This is a genomic window from Azorhizophilus paspali (genome assembly GCF_043587585.2).
Classification (GTDB): Bacteria; Pseudomonadota; Gammaproteobacteria; order Pseudomonadales; family Pseudomonadaceae; genus Azotobacter; species Azotobacter paspali.
The window spans coordinates 1,956,522-1,973,173 of sequence record NZ_CP171449.1; the positions used below are offsets into that span (position 1 = coordinate 1,956,522).

12 protein-coding genes and 1 pseudogene are annotated in these 16,652 nt (G+C 65.9%); 12 read left to right on the top strand and 1 reads right to left on the bottom strand.

Annotation, left to right across the window (positions count from 1 at the left end; genetic code table 11):
* Window positions 1-279: 279 nt before the first annotated feature.
* From ACGI6K_RS09610 to cheZ, 6 genes are all read left to right on the top strand, one after another.
* Window positions 280-2,007, top strand: a complete 1,728-nt coding sequence (locus ACGI6K_RS09610; RefSeq protein ID WP_377968529.1) for a methyl-accepting chemotaxis protein — start codon at window positions 280-282, stop codon at window positions 2,005-2,007.
* 276 nt (window positions 2,008-2,283) lie between these two features.
* A complete protein-coding gene (locus ACGI6K_RS09615; protein WP_394543955.1) occupies window positions 2,284-2,796 on the top strand; it encodes a chemotaxis protein CheB in 513 nt (170 codons plus the stop codon).
* Window positions 2,797-3,123: 327 nt separating this feature from the next.
* Complete coding sequence (locus tag ACGI6K_RS09620; protein ID WP_377968530.1) at window positions 3,124-4,851, top strand: methyl-accepting chemotaxis protein; 1,728 nt, start codon at window positions 3,124-3,126, stop codon at window positions 4,849-4,851.
* A 138-nt stretch (window positions 4,852-4,989) separates the two neighbouring features.
* The gene (locus tag ACGI6K_RS09625) at window positions 4,990-6,717 is read left to right on the top strand and encodes a methyl-accepting chemotaxis protein (RefSeq protein ID WP_377968531.1); all 1,728 of its coding nucleotides are present in this window, start codon (window positions 4,990-4,992) and stop codon (window positions 6,715-6,717) included.
* 116 nt (window positions 6,718-6,833) lie between these two features.
* Entirely contained in the window at window positions 6,834-7,223 is a 390-nt protein-coding gene (gene cheY, locus ACGI6K_RS09630) for a chemotaxis response regulator CheY (protein ID WP_376948881.1), read from the top strand.
* Window positions 7,224-7,245: 22 nt separating this feature from the next.
* Entirely contained in the window at window positions 7,246-7,926 is a 681-nt protein-coding gene (cheZ, locus tag ACGI6K_RS09635; protein ID WP_376948879.1) for a protein phosphatase CheZ, read from the top strand.
* Between the two features lie 264 nt (window positions 7,927-8,190).
* On the opposite strand, the pseudogene ACGI6K_RS09640 reads toward cheZ, so the two are convergent.
* Window positions 8,191-8,954 (bottom strand): annotated as a pseudogene (locus tag ACGI6K_RS09640) (IS5 family transposase).
* 178 nt (window positions 8,955-9,132) lie between these two features.
* Between ACGI6K_RS09640 and flhB the strand changes: the two are divergent.
* The 6 genes from flhB to ACGI6K_RS09670 all read left to right on the top strand — a co-directional run bounded on the left by flhB (window position 9,133) and on the right by ACGI6K_RS09670 (window position 16,512).
* Window positions 9,133-10,341 carry a flagellar biosynthesis protein FlhB gene (flhB, locus tag ACGI6K_RS09645; RefSeq protein ID WP_377968532.1) on the top strand — a complete coding sequence of 403 codons (1,209 nt, stop codon included), beginning with the start codon at window positions 9,133-9,135 and terminating at the stop codon, window positions 10,339-10,341.
* Window positions 10,338-12,422 (top strand): flagellar biosynthesis protein FlhA, encoded by a 2,085-nt coding sequence (gene flhA / locus ACGI6K_RS09650; protein ID WP_376948875.1) that lies wholly within the window; start codon window positions 10,338-10,340, stop codon window positions 12,420-12,422. The genes flhB and flhA overlap by 4 nt, the downstream gene beginning before the upstream one ends.
* A 3-nt stretch (window positions 12,423-12,425) precedes the next feature.
* The gene (gene flhF, locus ACGI6K_RS09655; RefSeq protein ID WP_376948873.1) at window positions 12,426-14,678 is read left to right on the top strand and encodes a flagellar biosynthesis protein FlhF; all 2,253 of its coding nucleotides are present in this window, start codon (window positions 12,426-12,428) and stop codon (window positions 14,676-14,678) included.
* Window positions 14,678-15,229, top strand: coding sequence for a hypothetical protein (locus tag ACGI6K_RS09660; protein WP_376948871.1), 552 nt, complete (start codon window positions 14,678-14,680; stop codon window positions 15,227-15,229). Before flhF ends, ACGI6K_RS09660 begins: the two co-directional genes overlap by 1 nt.
* Window positions 15,230-15,255: 26 nt before the next feature.
* The gene (locus tag ACGI6K_RS09665) at window positions 15,256-15,651 is read left to right on the top strand and encodes a flagellar protein FlhE (protein ID WP_376948869.1); all 396 of its coding nucleotides are present in this window, start codon (window positions 15,256-15,258) and stop codon (window positions 15,649-15,651) included.
* A 165-nt stretch (window positions 15,652-15,816) separates the two neighbouring features.
* On the top strand, window positions 15,817-16,512 hold the full coding sequence (locus ACGI6K_RS09670; protein WP_376948867.1) for an RNA polymerase sigma factor FliA: 696 nt from the start codon (window positions 15,817-15,819) through the stop codon (window positions 16,510-16,512).
* The last annotated feature ends 140 nt before the right edge of the window (window positions 16,513-16,652 follow it).

Here is a 16,652-nt window from a genome sequence, read left to right on the forward strand (position 1 = left end):
GGTTCGGCGCTCGCTGCGGGAAAAGGTACGGGGCGGGTGTCAGTGCCGCTGTCGAGGGTAGTGGGGAGACGATGTCCGCCGGGGCGGATTCGGCCGGAACGGGTTCCGTTCATGACTCTTTAGGCTGATGCGCAGGCACGCCGGCAGGGCCGCGGGGGTGATTTTCTCGGCCAACAAGGGGTGTCGCGCGAAAGCGAAATTTCAAGAAGGCTGTCGCTCCCTGAAGGGAGAGCGGGTCCGATTGCAAAGACTGTACTGGCAGCCGATGGAGAAAGTTTAATGGTGGGTTTTTTGCGTAATCTGAGCATCAGGACGGTGATCGCCGTCACCCTGAGCTGTTTCGCCCTATTTCTGGTTATCGTCGCCGGCCTGGGCTATAGGGGAACCATACTGGGCAGCCAGGCACTCGAGGACCGGACGCGCACGGGGACCAGGATCGACCTGTTGCGTCAGGCCGATACCTTCCGCCTGAGAGGCATGACGCGACTGGAAGTTTTCTACAAGATGAGTCTTGTCGGCCAGATCCCTCCCACGGAGCGGCAGCAGCAACAGGCCGATATCGAGGATCGGATCAGTCAGGCCAGAAAATTTCTGGCGGACGTCCAGGCCATGCGACCGATTGCCAAGGAGGAGGGACGCAAGCTGCTGGATAAGGCGGTAACGAGTCTGGCCGAGTCGCTCGATATCCTCGCTCAACAGTTGGAGGCCTGGGCGAAGCGCGACACCGAAACCTTCGACCGCCTCGAATATGACTTGATGTACAAGCGCGGTCCGGAGATCAACCAGAATCTGGCGGACACCATGGCCTATCTCGAAGCCCGTGGTCATGAGCAGATGTCCGAGTACAGCACCAACCTCACCATCTTCGCCATCATCGGCGGTGTTTCGCTGGTCGCCGCCCTGCTCCTGATGTTGGCCCTGTGGGTGATGCTGATGGGCTTGGTGGTCCGCCCGGTGAACGAGGCGATGGAGCATGTGCAGCGCCTGGCCCGCGCCGACCTGTCGCAACCGATCCCGGTGACCTCGTGCAACGAGATCGGCCAGTTGCTCCGCACACTATGCGAAATGCGCCTGAGCCTATCGCGGATCGTTACCAGCGTGCGCGCCGGCAGCGGCTCGATCCTGGCCGGCGCGCAACAAATCGCCAGCGGCAACGCCGACCTGTCCTCGCGTACCGAGCAGCAGGCCGCCTCGCTGGAGGAAACCGCGGCGAGCATGGAAGAGCTGACCGCGACGGTGAAGCAGAACGCCGACAACGCCCGCCAGGCCAGCGCGCTGGCCAACGATGCCTCGGGCACCGCCGGCCAGGGCCGCGAGGTGGTCGGTCGGGTGGTGGAGACGATGCGCGAGATCAGCGACAGCTCGGCGCAGATCACCAAGATCGTCGGGGTCATCGACTCGATCGCCTTCCAGACCAATATCCTGGCGCTGAACGCCTCGGTGGAGGCGGCGCGTGCCGGCGAGCAGGGCCGCGGCTTCGCGGTGGTGGCCGGCGAGGTGCGCAACCTGGCCGGTCGTTCGGCGGAGGCGGCGCGGGAGATCAAGGCGCTGATCGAGGCCTCCAGCAAGCGGGTCGGCGACGGCTCGCAACTGGTCGAGCAGGCCGGGCGGACCATGGAAGAGGTGGTGAAGGCGGTGCAGCGGGTGACCGACATCATCGACGAAATCTCGGCGGCTTCGCACGAACAGAGCGAGGGGATCGCCCAAGTGAATACGGCGATCGCGCAGATGGACGAGGTGACCCAGCAGAACGCGGCGCTGGTACAGGAGGCGGCCTCGGCCTCGGCCTCGCTGGCCGAGCAGTCACGACACCTGGAGGAGGCGGTGGCGGTGTTCCGCCTGGGCGCGGAGCAGCGGCGTTCGGCGGAGCAGAAGCAAGGCGAGTCGCTGCCGGCGACCCGGTCGTTGACACAGGTCCGTCCGGCGGCACGGCCGAAGGCGCTGCCGGAAAAGGCGCATGCCCAGCCGGCCAAGGCCGTCGCCGAGGAGCAGTGGGAGGAGTTCTGACCGGGATCGCTCGCTGAAGAATGAAGGCGGAGCGGATTCCGCCGAGGCGCGTCGGCGAGCGAATGCCTGGCAAGGAGAGTCGCCTGGCCTCATGGCTGAGCGCAGGTGTTTTTGCTCGGGTATTAGGAGAAGAGCTGTATGAAGGATTTTTTGCGTGGCTTGAGTATCAAGGCGATCGTCACTACCACCCTGGTTTGTTTTGCCCTGTTGATCGGTGCCGTCGTCACACTGGATTACATTAGCACCAATAAGGCCGGTCGAGCGTTCGAAGAGCGGATGCAGACCGCCAACCTCATCGTCCAGCACATGCCAGGCGGCTTCACCCGCTCGTTCGCCGAGCGGTTGGACCGCCTGTGCAATATCGCCGTCAAGGAAGCCGAGGACGGCGAGCGCATTCTACCCGGACACGCCTACATCGCGCCGGGAACCGCTCACCTCAAGCTGGCGCGCAGCGGCGCCAACTACATCGCGCGGCTGGACGAGGGCGCGCCGGTCAACCGCCATCGTCCGTCGGTGGATGTGCTGTTCCGCTCCGCGGCGGAGAACGCCGGACGCAATGCCATCGGCGTGCTACTCACCGGCATGGGTAAGGACGGCGCGCGCGGGCTCTTGGAGATGCGCCAGGCCGGCGCTTTCACCTTCGCCCAGGACGAGGCCAGTTGTGTCGTGTTTGGCATGCCGCGAGAAGGCATTGCTCTTGGCGGAGCCTGCGAGGTGGTATCGCTCGAACATATGGCCGAGCGGATTCTCAAGCAGGTGGCAGCCTCCGGGCGGGCGCAGCGGGTCTGAGGCCGCAGCCAGAGCCCTTCGGGGCAGATGGCGGTGCGCTAGCGCAGAGGTTCGGCGCTCGCTGCGGGAAAAGGTACGGGGCGGGTGTCAGTGCCGCTGTCGAGGGTAGTGGGGAGACGATGTCCGCCGGGGCGGATTCGGCCGGAACGGGTTCCGTTCATGACTCTTTAGGCTGATGCGCAGGCACGCCGGCAGGGCCGCGGGGGTGATTTTCTCGGCCAACAAGGGGTGTCGCGCGAAAGCGAAATTTCAAGAAGGCTGTCGCTCCCTGAAGGGAGAGCGGGTCCGATTGCAAAGACTGTACTGGCAGCCGATGGAGAAAGTTTAATGGTGGGTTTTTTGCGTAATCTGAGCATCAGGACGGTGATCGCCGTCACCCTGAGCTGTTTCGCCCTATTTCTGGTTATCGTCGCCGGCCTGGGCTATAGGGGAACCATACTGGGCAGCCAGGCACTCGAGGACCGGACGCGCACGGGGACCAGGATCGACCTGTTGCGTCAGGCCGATACCTTCCGCCTGAGAGGCATGACGCGACTGGAAGTTTTCTACAAGATGAGTCTTGTCGGCCAGATCCCTCCCACGGAGCGGCAGCAGCAACAGGCCGATATCGAGGATCGGATCAGTCAGGCCAGAAAATTTCTGGCGGACGTCCAGGCCATGCGACCGATTGCCAAGGAGGAGGGACGCAAGCTGCTGGATAAGGCGGTAACGAGTCTGGCCGAGTCGCTCGATATCCTCGCTCAACAGTTGGAGGCCTGGGCGAAGCGCGACACCGAAACCTTCGACCGCCTCGAATATGACTTGATGTACAAGCGCGGTCCGGAGATCAACCAGAATCTGGCGGACACCATGGCCTATCTCGAAGCCCGTAGTCATGAGCAGATGTCCGAGTACAGCACCAACCTCACCATCTTCGCCATCATCGGCGGTGTTTCGCTGGTCGCCGCCCTGCTCCTGATGTTGGCCCTGTGGGTGATGCTGATGGGCTTGGTGGTCCGCCCGGTGAACGAGGCGATGGAGCATGTGCAGCGCCTGGCCCGCGCCGATTTGTCGCAGCCGATCCCGGTGACCTCGCGCAACGAGATCGGCCGGTTGCTCGGCGCGCTGGGCGAGATGCAGGAAAGCCTATCGCGGATCGTTACCAGCGTGCGCGCCGGCAGCGGTTCGATCCTGGCCGGCGCGCAACAGATCGCCAGCGGCAACGCCGACCTGTCCTCGCGTACCGAGCAGCAGGCCGCCTCGCTGGAGGAAACCGCGGCGAGCATGGAAGAGCTGACCGCGACGGTGAAGCAGAACGCCGACAACGCCCGCCAGGCCAGCGCGCTGGCCAACGATGCCTCGGGCACCGCCGGCCAGGGCCGCGAGGTGGTCGGTCGGGTGGTGGAGACGATGCGCGAGATCAGCGACAGCTCGGCGCAGATCACCAAGATCGTCGGGGTCATCGACTCGATCGCCTTCCAGACCAATATCCTGGCGCTGAACGCCTCGGTGGAGGCGGCGCGTGCCGGCGAGCAGGGCCGCGGCTTCGCGGTGGTGGCCGGCGAGGTGCGCAACCTGGCCGGTCGTTCGGCGGAGGCGGCGCGGGAGATCAAGGCGCTGATCGAGGCCTCCAGCAAGCGGGTCGGCGACGGCTCGCAACTGGTCGAGCAGGCCGGGCGGACCATGGAAGAGGTGGTGAAGGCGGTGCAGCGGGTGACCGACATCATCGACGAAATCTCGGCGGCTTCGCACGAACAGAGCGAGGGGATCGCCCAAGTGAATACGGCGATCGCGCAGATGGACGAGGTGACCCAGCAGAACGCGGCGCTGGTACAGGAGGCGGCCTCGGCCTCAGCCTCGCTGGCCGAGCAGTCACGACACCTGGAGGAGGCGGTGGCGGTGTTCCGCCTGGGCGCGGAGCAGCGGCGTTCGGCGGAGCAGAAGCAAGGCGAGTCGCTGCCGGCGACCCGGTCGTTGACACAGGTCCGTCCGGCGGCACGGCCGAAGGCGCTGCCGGAAAAGGCGCATGCCCAGCCGGCCAAGGCCGTCGCCGAGGAGCAGTGGGAGGAATTCTGACCGGGATCGCTCGCTGAAGAATGAAGGCGGAACGGATTCCGCCGAGGCGCGTCGGCGAGCGAATGCCTGGCAAGGAGAGTCGCCTGGCCTCATGGCTGGGCGCAGGTGTTTTTGCTCGGGTATTAGGAGAAGAGCTGTATGAAGGATTTTTTGCGTGGCTTGAGTATCAAGGCGATCGTCACTACCACCCTGGTCTGTTTTGCCCTGTTGATCAGTACCGTCGTCACACTGAATTACATTAGTACCGGTAAGGCCAGTCGAGCGTTCGAAGAGCGGACGCAGACCGCTAAACGCTTCAATTTGGTGCTGCAGAGCGAGCTGTTTCGGGTGAAATCCTTTGCGCGCATTATGATCGGCGCCAAGCTCGCCGCCACCGGTCAGATCGACGATTCGGTCCGGGAACATATTCGGGCGGTGGACCAGAAGTGGATCGACGGTGGACACGGGACGCTGAGTGAACTGGAGGCCATGCCGCCGTTCGCCGAGGAGAAAGGGCGCGAGCTGTTCGCCCTGGCGATATCCACCCTGAAGGAAGCGATGGTCGGAAGCGAACTGCTGCTCGAGGCCTGGAAGGCGGGAAACCGCGAAGCTTTCGACAAGCTCGAACGGGACATGACGGATAGGCTCGCGCCGAAAACCTTAAAGGCCATGACGGAGATCATGAACTATCTGGCCGTCGAGGATGATCGCCAACAGGCCGAACATCGTGAAAACATCCTGATCTCTTCCATCCTCGGCGGTGTTTCCCTGGCCGTCGCCCTGCTCCTGATGCTGGCCATGTGGGCGATGATGATGGGCTTGGTGGTCCGCCCGGTGAACGAGGCGATGGAGCATGTGCAGCGCCTGGCCCGCGCCGATTTGTCGCAGCCGATCCCGGTGACCTCGCGCAACGAGATCGGCCGGTTGCTCGGCGCGCTGGGCGAGATGCAGGAAAGCCTATCGCGGATCGTTACCAGCGTGCGCGCCGGCAGCGGTTCGATCCTGGTCGGCGCGCAACAGATCGCCAGCGGCAACGCCGACCTGTCCTCGCGTACCGAGCAGCAGGCCGCCTCGCTGGAGGAAACCGCGGCGAGCATGGAAGAGCTGACCGCGACGGTGAAGCAGAACGCCGACAACGCCCGCCAGGCCAGCGCGCTGGCCAACGATGCCTCGGGCACCGCCGGCCAGGGCCGCGAGGTGGTCGGTCGGGTGGTGGAGACGATGCGCGAGATCAGCGACAGCTCGGCGCAGATCACCAAGATCGTCGGGGTCATCGACTCGATCGCCTTCCAGACCAATATCCTGGCGCTGAACGCCTCGGTGGAGGCGGCGCGTGCCGGCGAGCAGGGCCGCGGCTTCGCGGTGGTGGCCGGCGAGGTGCGCAACCTGGCCGGTCGTTCGGCGGAGGCGGCGCGGGAGATCAAGGCGCTGATCGAGGCCTCCAGCAAGCGGGTCGGCGACGGCTCGCAACTGGTCGAGCAGGCCGGGCGGACCATGGAAGAGGTGGTGAAGGCGGTGCAGCGGGTGACCGACATCATCGACGAAATCTCGGCGGCTTCGCACGAACAGAGCGAGGGGATCGCCCAAGTGAATACGGCGGTGGTGCAGATGGACGAGGTGACCCAGCAGAACGCGGCGCTGGTACAGGAGGCGGCCTCGGCCTCGGCCTCGCTGGCCGAGCAGTCACGACACCTGGAGGAGGCGGTGGCGGTGTTCCGCCTGAGCGCGGAGCAGTCGCATGCGTCGCCGCAGGAAACCCGGGCGCCGCGCACCGCCGTGCCTCTGCTGGCACAGGCCGGCCCAAAGCAGGGACGCCAGCCGCCCGGCGCGAAGGGAAGCGCCGTCCCGGCCCTAGCCGCTGCCGAAGGACACTGGAATGAGTTTTGACCGGGGAGATCGCCCGGCGGATCGATAACAACGAGGGGCGCGTACCGCGCCCCGTTTGCATGCCACAGCGGGTTTCGACAATATGCCCGCCCTTGATTGCGAGGGGAACCATAACAATGGCTGACAAGAACATGAGCATTCTGGTGGTGGACGACTTTCCGACCATGCGCCGGATCGTCCGCAGCCTGCTCAAGGAGCTGGGCTTCAACAACGTGGATGAGGCCGAGGACGGCCAGGACGCGCTGAACAAGCTGCGTGGGGGGGGCTTCGAGTTCGTCGTCTCGGACTGGAACATGCCCAATCTCGACGGCCTAGAGATGCTCAAGCAGATCCGCTCCGACGATGGGCTCAAGCACCTACCGGTGCTGATGGTGACCGCCGAGGCAAAGAAGGAAAACATCATTGCCGCAGCGCAGGCAGGGGCCAATGGGTATGTGGTCAAGCCTTTCACCGCCGCGATCCTAGAGGAAAAACTGAACAAGATCTTCGAAAAACTGGGTAAGTAAACTCAGGAAAGGAGGCAGGTCCATGAGCGCCAACGAGCTGAACGGGGATGGCACTGCCAACCTCGAGAATTTGATCCAGCGTATCGGCCAGCTTACCCGGATGTTGCGCGACAGCATGCGCGAACTGGGTCTGGACAAGGAAATCGAAAAGGCAGCCCAGGCGATCCCGGATGCGCGCGATCGTCTCTGCTACATCGCCGCGATGACCGAGCAGGCCGCCGAGCGGGCACTCAACGCCGTCGACCGCGCCCAGCCGATCCAGGACGAACTGGCCGAGGGCGCGAAGGCGCTAGACGAGCGCTGGCAGGCTTGGTTCGCCGATCCGATGGAGCTGGAACAGGCCAAGGCATTGGTCACCGACACCCGTGCCTATCTGGCCGCCGTGCCGCAACTGACCCAGGCGACCCAGGGGCAGTTGTTGGAAATTCTGATGGCCCAGGATTTTCAGGACCTGACCGGCCAGGTGATCAAGAAGATGATGGAGGTGATCCAGGCGATTGAGCATCAATTGGTCCAGGTTCTGATCGACAGCGTGCCCGACGGCGACGAACAGATGGTTCTGAAACGTCTGGCCGAGGCTGAGTGGGAACCAGTCGACGAGCACAAGAAGCTGCTCAACGGACCGCAGATCAAGCCCACTCCGGGCGATGCGGTGGCCAGCCAGGATCAGGTCGACGATCTGCTCGAACAGCTCGGCTTCTGACTTGGGAGTAGATAGCGTCTTGCCGCTCACCGAGCGACAGCGTGTAGGGTGGACGGCCGGAGCCATCCATCCATCGTGACTTGGTGTAGGCGCGGATTTATCCACGACCGACCCGCCCACGGGGTGCCGATGCCGACTTGTCGCGCCTTCGGCGCAGGTCGCGAATGAATCCGCTCCACAAGGGGGAACGGCGAACCTTCACCGTTGCAGCCGTAGCCAGGTGTGGAGTGAGCTTGCTCGCGATCGCTTTTGTCCTAGGGTCTGTTAACACAAACCTAGGGCATCCGCGATGAGAGCCAAGTGGATGAAGGCGACAAACATCGGGTCGAGCTTGTCGAACCGACTGAACACTCTGCGAAAGCCCTTCAATCGACGCAACAAGCGTTCGACCTGATTGCGCTTCTTGTAGACCTGCCGATCCTATTCCCATGGCTGCAGCCGTTGGGGATTGGGCGGCACGACAGGATCGAAGCCCAACTCCAGGGCCAAGTGCCGCGTGTCGCCCCCCTGATAGGCACAGTCCATGATCAGGTGGCAATGCCCTTCGGGTCGCGCCAGCGTGCGCATCGGTGCCCGACCGGCAGGGCCATCCCCGGCTTGCCCAGGGGTCAGGGAGAAGGCGAGAACGCGGCAATCATTCGCGGCAGCCAAACGAACTTTGGTGGTCCGGCCTCCTCGGGAGCGACCGATGGATTGGGCAGCGTTTTTTTTCGTGCGCCCGTGCCATCGGGATGCACCTTGACGAGGGTGCTGTCCGGGCTGACCGATTCGAAGCGAATCCTGATCAGTTGCTCCGTCTGCATCCGCGCGAACACGCGATCGAGCACGCCGGCCTTGGCCCAACGGTTCAGGCGTGTGTAGATCGTGTGCCAATTGCCGAAACGTTCGGGCAATGCGCGCCATTTGCAGCCGTTCTCAGCCACGTACAGCATGGCGTTGAGCACTTGCAGGTTGTCGAGCGAGACACGGCCGCGTTGCCGTGGCAGGCAATCTTCGATGCGGCGAAATTGGGCAGCGGTCAGTTCCATACGCCAAGCATAACATTTAGTGTTAACAGGCCCTAGCGCATCGCCAGCGAGCCGGTTCCTGTCGTCCGGGCACCCGTGGGCGTGCGGCGGGCATTTCTCCCGACCTTCGCCAATCGCCGCATAAACATGGAATTCGTCACGCTGTTCGGATGATGGCCTCTGGACATGTCCCTGCAGAATGGCCGCCGTTCATTTGCATGAGTCGCCGGCGGCGCACTGGTGGATCATGGCTGACGAGAACAGCGATCAGGAAAAGACTGAAGCGGCGAGTCCGCGACGCCTGGAGAAGGCCCGGGAAGAGGGGCAGGTCGCCCGTTCACGCGAGTTGACCACCTTCCTGCTGCTGCTGGCCGGCGTCGCCGCCCTGTGGAGCATGGGCGGGCTGCTCCACGAGCGGCTGGCCGAGGTCATGGAGCAGGCCCTGCTGTTCGAGCGGGCCCAGGCCTTCGATAGCGCCCGCATGCTGACGCGTTTCTGGGAGTTGGGCGAGGGCACGCTGTTCACGTTGCTGCCGCTGTTCCTGCTGATGGCGGTGGTGGCTCTGGTCGCGCCGTCGCTGCTCGGCGGTTTGCTGATTTCGGCCAAGGCGCTGCAGCCGCAACTGGCCCGGCTCAACCCGCTCAAGGGCCTCAAGCGGGTCTTCTCGACCCAGGCGCTGGCCGAACTAGGCAAGGCCGTCGCCAAGAGCATCCTGGTCGGCTGGATCGCGGTGTTTTTCCTGCGCAAACACATCGACGAACTGATGGCGCTGTCCGGCATGCCGATCCACGAGGCCCTGGCCGATGCCATACGGCTGATGGCCTTGGCCAGCGCGATGATCGTGCTGGGGCTGATCTTGGTGGTGGCTCTGGATGTGCCCTACCAGTTGTGGAGCCACGCCAGGAAATTACGCATGAGCAAAGAGGAACTGCGCCAGGAGCACAAGGAGTCGGAGGGTGATCCTCACCTCAAGGGACGCATCCGTTCGCAGCAGCAGACTATGGCGCGCTCGCGGATGATGAGCAAGGTGCCGACGGCCGACGTGATCGTCACCAACCCCACCCACTACGCCGTCGCGCTCAGCTACCGGGACGGGCAGATGGGCGCGCCGCGGGTGGTCGCCAAGGGCGCCGATGCGCTGGCCGCGCGCATCCGCGAGCTGGGTGGCGAGCATTCCATACCGTTGCTGGAGGCCGCGCCTCTGGCGCGAGCGCTCTATTACCACGTCGATCTCGACCGGGAAATCCCGGTGGAGTTGTATACCGCCGTGGCCGAAGTGCTGGCCTGGGCCTACCGCCTGCGGCAGGTGCGCGAGGAGGGCGGCGAGATGCCGGAAACCCCGCGCGACCTGCCGGTGCCGGAGGGCATGGACGAGCGCGGCCAATCCGAGGAATCGCAGACTCGATGAAAGCTTTGACCAATCTACTGGGCTCCGGCTCCTGGCAGGCGCGACCGGACTTCAAGCTGCTGGCCGGGCCGGTGCTGATCATCCTCATTCTGTCGATGATGATCCTGCCCCTGCCGCCCTTCGTCCTCGACCTGTTCTTCACCTTCAACATCGCCCTGGCGATCATGGTCCTGCTGGTGAGCATGCTCACCGAGAAACCCCTGGACTTCGCCGCCTTCCCGGCGATCCTGCTGTTCACTACCCTGCTGCGCCTGTCGCTGAACGTCGCCTCCACCCGTGTGGTGCTGATGGAGGGCCACACGGGCACCGGCGCCGCCGGCAAGGTGATCGAGGCCTTCGGCGAGTTCCTGGTTGGCGGCAACTTCGCCGTGGGCCTGGCGGTGTTCCTGATCCTGGTGATCATCAACTTCATGGTCATTACCAAGGGCGCCGGACGCATCGCCGAAGTGGGCGCGCGCTTCACCCTCGACTCCATGCCCGGCAAGCAGATGGCTATCGACGCCGACCTGAACGCCGGCCTGATCGGCGAGGCGGAAGCCCGCCAGCGGCGCCGCGAGGTGGCCCAAGAGGCCGAGTTCTACGGCTCGATGGACGGCGCCAGCAAGTTCGTCCGCGGCGACGCCATGGCCGGCATGGTGATCATGGCGGTGAACATCCTCGGCGGCCTGCTGATCGGTATGCTGCAGCACGACATGGCTTTCGCCGACGCCGCCCACACCTACGTCATGCTGACTATCGGCGACGGTCTGGTGGCGCAGATTCCGGCGCTCGTGATCTCCATCGCTGCCGGCGTCACCGTCTCGCGGGTGAATACCGAGCAGGACGTCGGCCAGCAGATGATCGGCCAGTTGTTCAGCCGGCCGCAGGTGCTGATCCTGGCCGCCGCTGTGATCGGCCTGCTCGGCCTGGTGCCGGGGATGCCCAACTTCGTCTTCCTGCTGTTCACCGGGCTGCTCGCCGGCCTCGGCTGGTGGCTGAGCCGACGCGAGCAGGAGCGCCTGATCGAGCAGGTGGTCAACGAGGCGCCGCCGGCCAGCAGGATGGAGGCTCCGGAAGCCAGTTGGGACGACGTGCAACTGGTCGACACCCTGGGCCTGGAGGTCGGCCACCGGCTGATCCCGCTGGTCGACAACCGCCAGCAGGGCGAACTGCTCGCGCGGATCAAGAGCGTGCGCAAGAAGTTCGCCCAGGACATCGGCTTCCTGCCGCCGGTGGTGCACATCCGTGACAACCTGGAGCTGGGCCCGAACACCTACCTGATTACCCTCAAGGGTGTGGAGATCGGCCGTGGCGAGATCCATCCCGGCAAGTGGCTGGCGATTGATCCCGGCCAGGTCAGTGGGCGCCTCGAAGGGGTCGCCACTATCGACCCGGCCTTCAACCTGCCGGCGACCTGGATCGATGCGAACCTGCGCGAGCACGGGCAGATCTACGGCTACACGGTGGTCGACGCCGCCACGGTCACCGCCACCCACCTCAACCACCTGCTGCACTTGCATGCTGCCGACCTGCTCGGACGCGGCGAGGTGCAGCGGCTGCTCGACAAGCTCGGCGACGAGAACAAGGCCTTGGTCGAGGAGGTGGTGCCCAAGCTGATCCCGCTCAACACCCTGCAGCGCATCCTGCAGAACCTGCTTGAGGAGGAGGTGTCGATCCGCGACACGCGCAGCATCCTCGATGCCTTGGCCGAGCACGCCGCTACCCAGCCGAACGATGTCCAGGAACTGACCGCCATGGTGCGCGTGGCGCTGGGGCGCGCCATCACCCAGCAGTGGTTCGGCAGCCGCAGCGAACTGCACGTCATCGGCCTCGATCTGCAACTGGAGCAGGTGCTGCTGCAGGCGGTGAACAACGGCGCCCTGGAGCCGGGCTTGGCCGACAGCCTGATGCAGCAGACCGAAACCGCCCTGGCTCGCCAGGAGGCCAACGGCGAGCCGCCGGTGCTGGTGGTGCCGCACCGGCTGCGCGCGCTGCTCTCGCGCTTCCTGCGCCGACGCCTGCGCCATCTGGTGGTGATGTCCATGGTGGAGCTGCCCGACGACCGCTCCCTGCGCGTGACCAGCCTGATCGGGGGGAAATGATCCATGAGCGTCAGACGTTTCGTCGCGCCCAACAGCCGCGAGGCCATGCGCCAAGTGCGCGAGGTCCTGGGTGAGGATGCTCTGATCCTGTCCAATCGTCCCATCGCCGAAGGCGTGGAAATTCTCGCCTTAGCCGAGGAGGAGCAACAGGCGGCCCAGGCCGCCGCCGCGTCCCCTGCCGTGCAGGCGTGCCGGGAGTCCGCTGCCGCGCCGGCCGGGCGGATGCCGGTCCCTCCCGCGTCGACGGCCGATCCCCTCGACTTCGCCGCCCTCGGCCAGCGCCTGCTCGGCGAGATGCAGAACATGCGCGCCCTGCTCGACCGGCAGATGCCGGCCTCGGCGACTGGCGGCGGCTGCCGTGGCCAACTGCGCCAGCGCCTACTCGGTGCTGGCTTCGGCCCCTGTCTGGGCGACGAGATCCTCGCCGGCCTGCCGGCCGAGTTGGCCGCCGGCCCGGCCTCGGCGCCGGCCCTGCAAGCCTGGCTGGAGCGTCAGTTGGAAGCGCGCTTGCCATTGCTCGAAGACGAGGCCGCGCTGCTCGATGCCGGCGGGGTGATCGCCCTGGTCGGCCCCACCGGCGTGGGCAAGACTACCACCGCCGCCAAGCTCGCGGCGCGTTACGTGATGCGCCATGGCGCCAGCCAGGTTGTCCTGATCAGCACCGACAGCTTCCGTATCGGTGCCCATGAGCAACTGCGCATCTATGCCCGCCTACTCGGCGTCGAGGTACACACGCTGGCCGCCGTCGCGCCGCTCGAACCCCTGCTCGCCGGATTGGCCGACAAGCATCTAGTGATCATCGATACCGTCGGCATGAGCCAGCGCGACCGCCGCCTGCTCACCCAGATCAACCAGCTCGGCGCCGCCGGCCGCCCGGTGCGGCTGATGCTGCTGCTCAACGCCGCCTGCCACGGCGACACCTTGGAAGAGGTGGTCGGCACCTACCAGCGCGCCACCCTGGCCGTCGGCGCCCGCTTGCGCGACTGCATCGTCAGCAAGTGCGACGAGGCCGCGCGGCTCGGCCCGGTACTGGACATCCTCATGCGCCACGGTCTGCGCCTGAACTATCTGACCAGCGGCCAGCAGGTGCCGGAAGACCTGCAGGTGGCCGAGGCCCAGCCGCTGCTGCGACAGGCACTGGCGGCCAGCCAGTCGTCGCCGTTCGTGCCTGAGGAGGTGCCGGACGGCGGCGGACGGCGCCTCGACACTTGGGCCCGCGGTCTGTTCGGTCGTGGCCGCAGCCTGACCGCCGCGTTCGAAGGGCTGCGCCGCGAACTGGACGGTTTCGCCTTGCTGGAGCGCGCCTGGCGCCTGGCAGCCCTGCCGGCCGGCGTACAGGGCGAGCGGCTAGCCCGGTTGCTGGAAGAGGAGGACGAGGCCGACGACAGCGGTGCGCGGCAACTGCTCTGGGGCAGCGGTAAGCCGGTGCCGGGCGCCACCTGGAACATGCCGCTGCTGACGTTGGACCCGGCGGGGCGACTGCAACTCCGTCCCTGGCTGGCCCACCTGTTGCCGACCGGATACGAGCAGCGTCTGGACTGGGCCTTCGAGCGGCTCGAAGCGCGTCGCCACCTGCTGGCGGCGACTCCGGAAGGCGGCTTCCTGCAAGCCCTGACGCGCCTGCGCAGTCCCTGGATCGGCGCGGCGCGTTCCGTCAATCGCGCCGAGTTCCAGGGCGAACGTCGTGCCCTGGCGCGCCTGGGCGAGGTCGCCGAGAACCATGGCAGCCTGCAACTGCGCCATCGTGGCCGACCGCTATGGCTGGATCTGCGGTATCTGCCGGTCGCCTTGCGCGTCGCCGGCGAGCGTGCCGGGGAGTGGGCGGCGTGGCCGCTACAAGCCTGGTTCGGCACCCTACGCGACGTCGACAGCGGCCGCTCGCTCGGTCAGCGCTACTGGTTGGCCTGGTCGCCCGAGACGGAGCGCCAGGCGCTCGTCGAGCAGGCCGACGGGGTGCGTCTGCTGCTGGCCGGCGAGGATCTGCCGGCGCTGACCTTGCGTGCCTGGCAGGCGCTCGGCGAGCTTCAGGCTCCCCCGCGGACGGAGCTGCGGCTGTTTCTCGCCGCCGCCCTGGCCACCGGCGCCAGCCGCCTGGATCAGTCCACCGAAGATTGGGCGATGGACCTGCGCGCCAGGCTGGCCGGCCTGGGCGGTGGGCGACGTCCGCGCGGTCCCGCCCAGCAGCTCGATTCCTTGTTGCATCTTCTGGCCGCTGGCGACGCCTTCCGCCAACTCGGCGACGAGATCGGCTACTGATGGCGGGTCCGGAAGATCAAGATGGCTTCGGTCCGCTCGATCAGGCCGCCGGCCTGCGCCGCTGGGCGGCGCGACATGGCGCGGACGCCGAGTCCGTCATCGCCGCGCCATCGATCACGGCGCCATCGTCGGACATCGCCGGGACGCTGCGTCCGACCCTGATGGTAGTCGGTTTGCCGTCCGGCTCCCAGTGCCTGGAGCGGGTGCGCCAAGCCCTGCGGTGCTGGCGGGCCAACGGCCATGCCTGGGTCGGCGATCCGGCCCGCTGGCAATTGGTCGCCCTGGCGGAGGACAGTCCGTACCTGCACACCCTAGCCTGCCAGCAGCCGCGTTGGGGCCTGTGGGTCGAGGGCGATTCGGACGGCTTCCGGCGCGCCTACCGGTGCCTGCGCCGCCTGCGCGAGGGTGGCGGACCGATCCGCCTGCTGGTCGTGCATCCGGGCTTCGTCTCGCATGCGGGGCTGCTCGATAACCTGCGCCAGGCCGCGAGCGCCTTTCTCGGGATCGAGCTGCTACTGTTGGCCGAGCGGCCAGCAGGGCCGAGGGGATGAGGTCGGGCCGTCGCGCCGGGATCTTCATGTCCGCCGGACTTCTGCTCGGCTTCTCGCTAGCCCCGCCGGTAAGCGCTGTGGATGGGCAGGGCGCGCCGGGAAGCTGGCAGGCGCACGTTCCCGGCCTGCGCCTCGCGGTGCCGGGCCGGGAGCGTGCCTCCGTTCCTCTGCAGCCGCCGGATCTTGCCCGTGAACGGCGTCTGGCCGAGGTGCGCTGGCGTTTCTCGCTGGCGCCCTCGGCACAGGTGAGGGCCTGGCTCTGTCATCCGCAGCGCTGCATCGAACTGCCCCACAACTGGGGGCGCAGCGACGCGCTGACCGGACTGGATGCCGGCCAGCCGCTGTGGTTCCGCTTTCGCCTGGCGCCCCGTGCCGAACCGCAGCCGGTCGGGGCAATCGAGTTGATCGTCGAGTACCGCTGAAGAGCTCAAAGCCCGAAATAGCCGGTTTCCCCGATGATTGTTCGGTGCTTTTAGGTTTCTGCCGCAAGGCGAGAATACTGGCAGAAGGCCTTCATCCGGTCAGGGTTGGTCCCGGTGAAACCAGACAGGGCAGGCCGTTTTTTCGTCATGCTCCAGGTCAGTGAAATGTATACGGCACAGGGCAAAATCAGACAGCGGGACCTGCTTGAGGAATATCTACCTCTGGTGCGACGGCAGGCCTTGAATCTGCAGGCCAGATTGCCGGCAAGCGTCGAGCTGGACGACCTGATCCAGGCCGGTACCATCGGTCTGCTCGACGCCCTGTCACGCTACGATGCGGCTCAGGGCGCCAGTTTCGCCACCTTCGCCAGCCAGCGCGTGCGCGGCGCCATGCTCGACGAATTGCGCAGCCGCGACTGGGTGCCGCGTAGCGTGCGACGCAACGCCCGCGCCCTGGAGGATACCCTGCGCCAGCTCGAGCAGCGTCTCGGCCGGCCCGCCGAAGAGCGCGAGATCGCCATGGCCATGGGGCTGGACCTCGCCGAATACCGGCAGTTGCTGCTGGACAGCAACGGCAGCCAACTGGTAGCCATCGACGACCTGGGCGAGGACGAGGTGGACGCGATGAGCGTTGGACACTACGCCTCGCCTTTCGTCGAGCTTGCCGAAGGGCGCGATCTGGAGCGCTTGGTCAAGGCTATCGAGGCGCTGCCCGAGCGGGAGAAACTGGTGCTCGGCCTGTACTACCAGGAAGACCTCAACCTCAAGGAAATCGGTGCCGTGCTGGGCGTTAGCGAATCCCGCGTCTGTCAGTTGCACAGCCAGGCGGTCGCCCGTTTGCGCAATGGCCTGGCGGAGTAGCGGACCGAGGCGCCCGGCGCTTTCCCTTACATTGGCCGTCTTATCGCATCGATTGTCTTCTGCGGGTTCAGAGCATTTTCATGAAATGCCCGATCACCGGGCTTTCAGCTCCCTTTCCCTGGCATGGGAGGGAGGAGACA

Excerpts from the sequence above, each read along its gene's own strand:
- ACGI6K_RS09610 (WP_377968529.1), top strand. The coding sequence starts at position 280 with ATGGTGGGTTTTTTGCGTAATCTGAGCATCAGGACGGTGATCGCCGTC.
- ACGI6K_RS09625 (WP_377968531.1), top strand. The coding sequence starts at position 4,990 with ATGAAGGATTTTTTGCGTGGCTTGAGTATCAAGGCGATCGTCACTACC.
- cheZ (WP_376948879.1), top strand. The coding sequence starts at position 7,246 with ATGAGCGCCAACGAGCTGAACGGGGATGGCACTGCCAACCTCGAGAAT.
- flhA (WP_376948875.1), top strand. The coding sequence starts at position 10,338 with ATGAAAGCTTTGACCAATCTACTGGGCTCCGGCTCCTGGCAGGCGCGA.
- ACGI6K_RS09660 (WP_376948871.1), top strand. The coding sequence starts at position 14,678 with ATGGCGGGTCCGGAAGATCAAGATGGCTTCGGTCCGCTCGATCAGGCC.
- cheY (WP_376948881.1), top strand. The coding sequence starts at position 6,834 with ATGGCTGACAAGAACATGAGCATTCTGGTGGTGGACGACTTTCCGACC.
- ACGI6K_RS09615 (WP_394543955.1), top strand. The coding sequence starts at position 2,284 with ATGCAGACCGCCAACCTCATCGTCCAGCACATGCCAGGCGGCTTCACC.
- ACGI6K_RS09620 (WP_377968530.1), top strand. The coding sequence starts at position 3,124 with ATGGTGGGTTTTTTGCGTAATCTGAGCATCAGGACGGTGATCGCCGTC.
- ACGI6K_RS09665 (WP_376948869.1), top strand. The coding sequence starts at position 15,256 with ATGTCCGCCGGACTTCTGCTCGGCTTCTCGCTAGCCCCGCCGGTAAGC.
- flhB (WP_377968532.1), top strand. The coding sequence starts at position 9,133 with ATGGCCGCCGTTCATTTGCATGAGTCGCCGGCGGCGCACTGGTGGATC.
- flhF (WP_376948873.1), top strand. The coding sequence starts at position 12,426 with ATGAGCGTCAGACGTTTCGTCGCGCCCAACAGCCGCGAGGCCATGCGC.
- ACGI6K_RS09670 (WP_376948867.1), top strand. The coding sequence starts at position 15,817 with ATGTATACGGCACAGGGCAAAATCAGACAGCGGGACCTGCTTGAGGAA.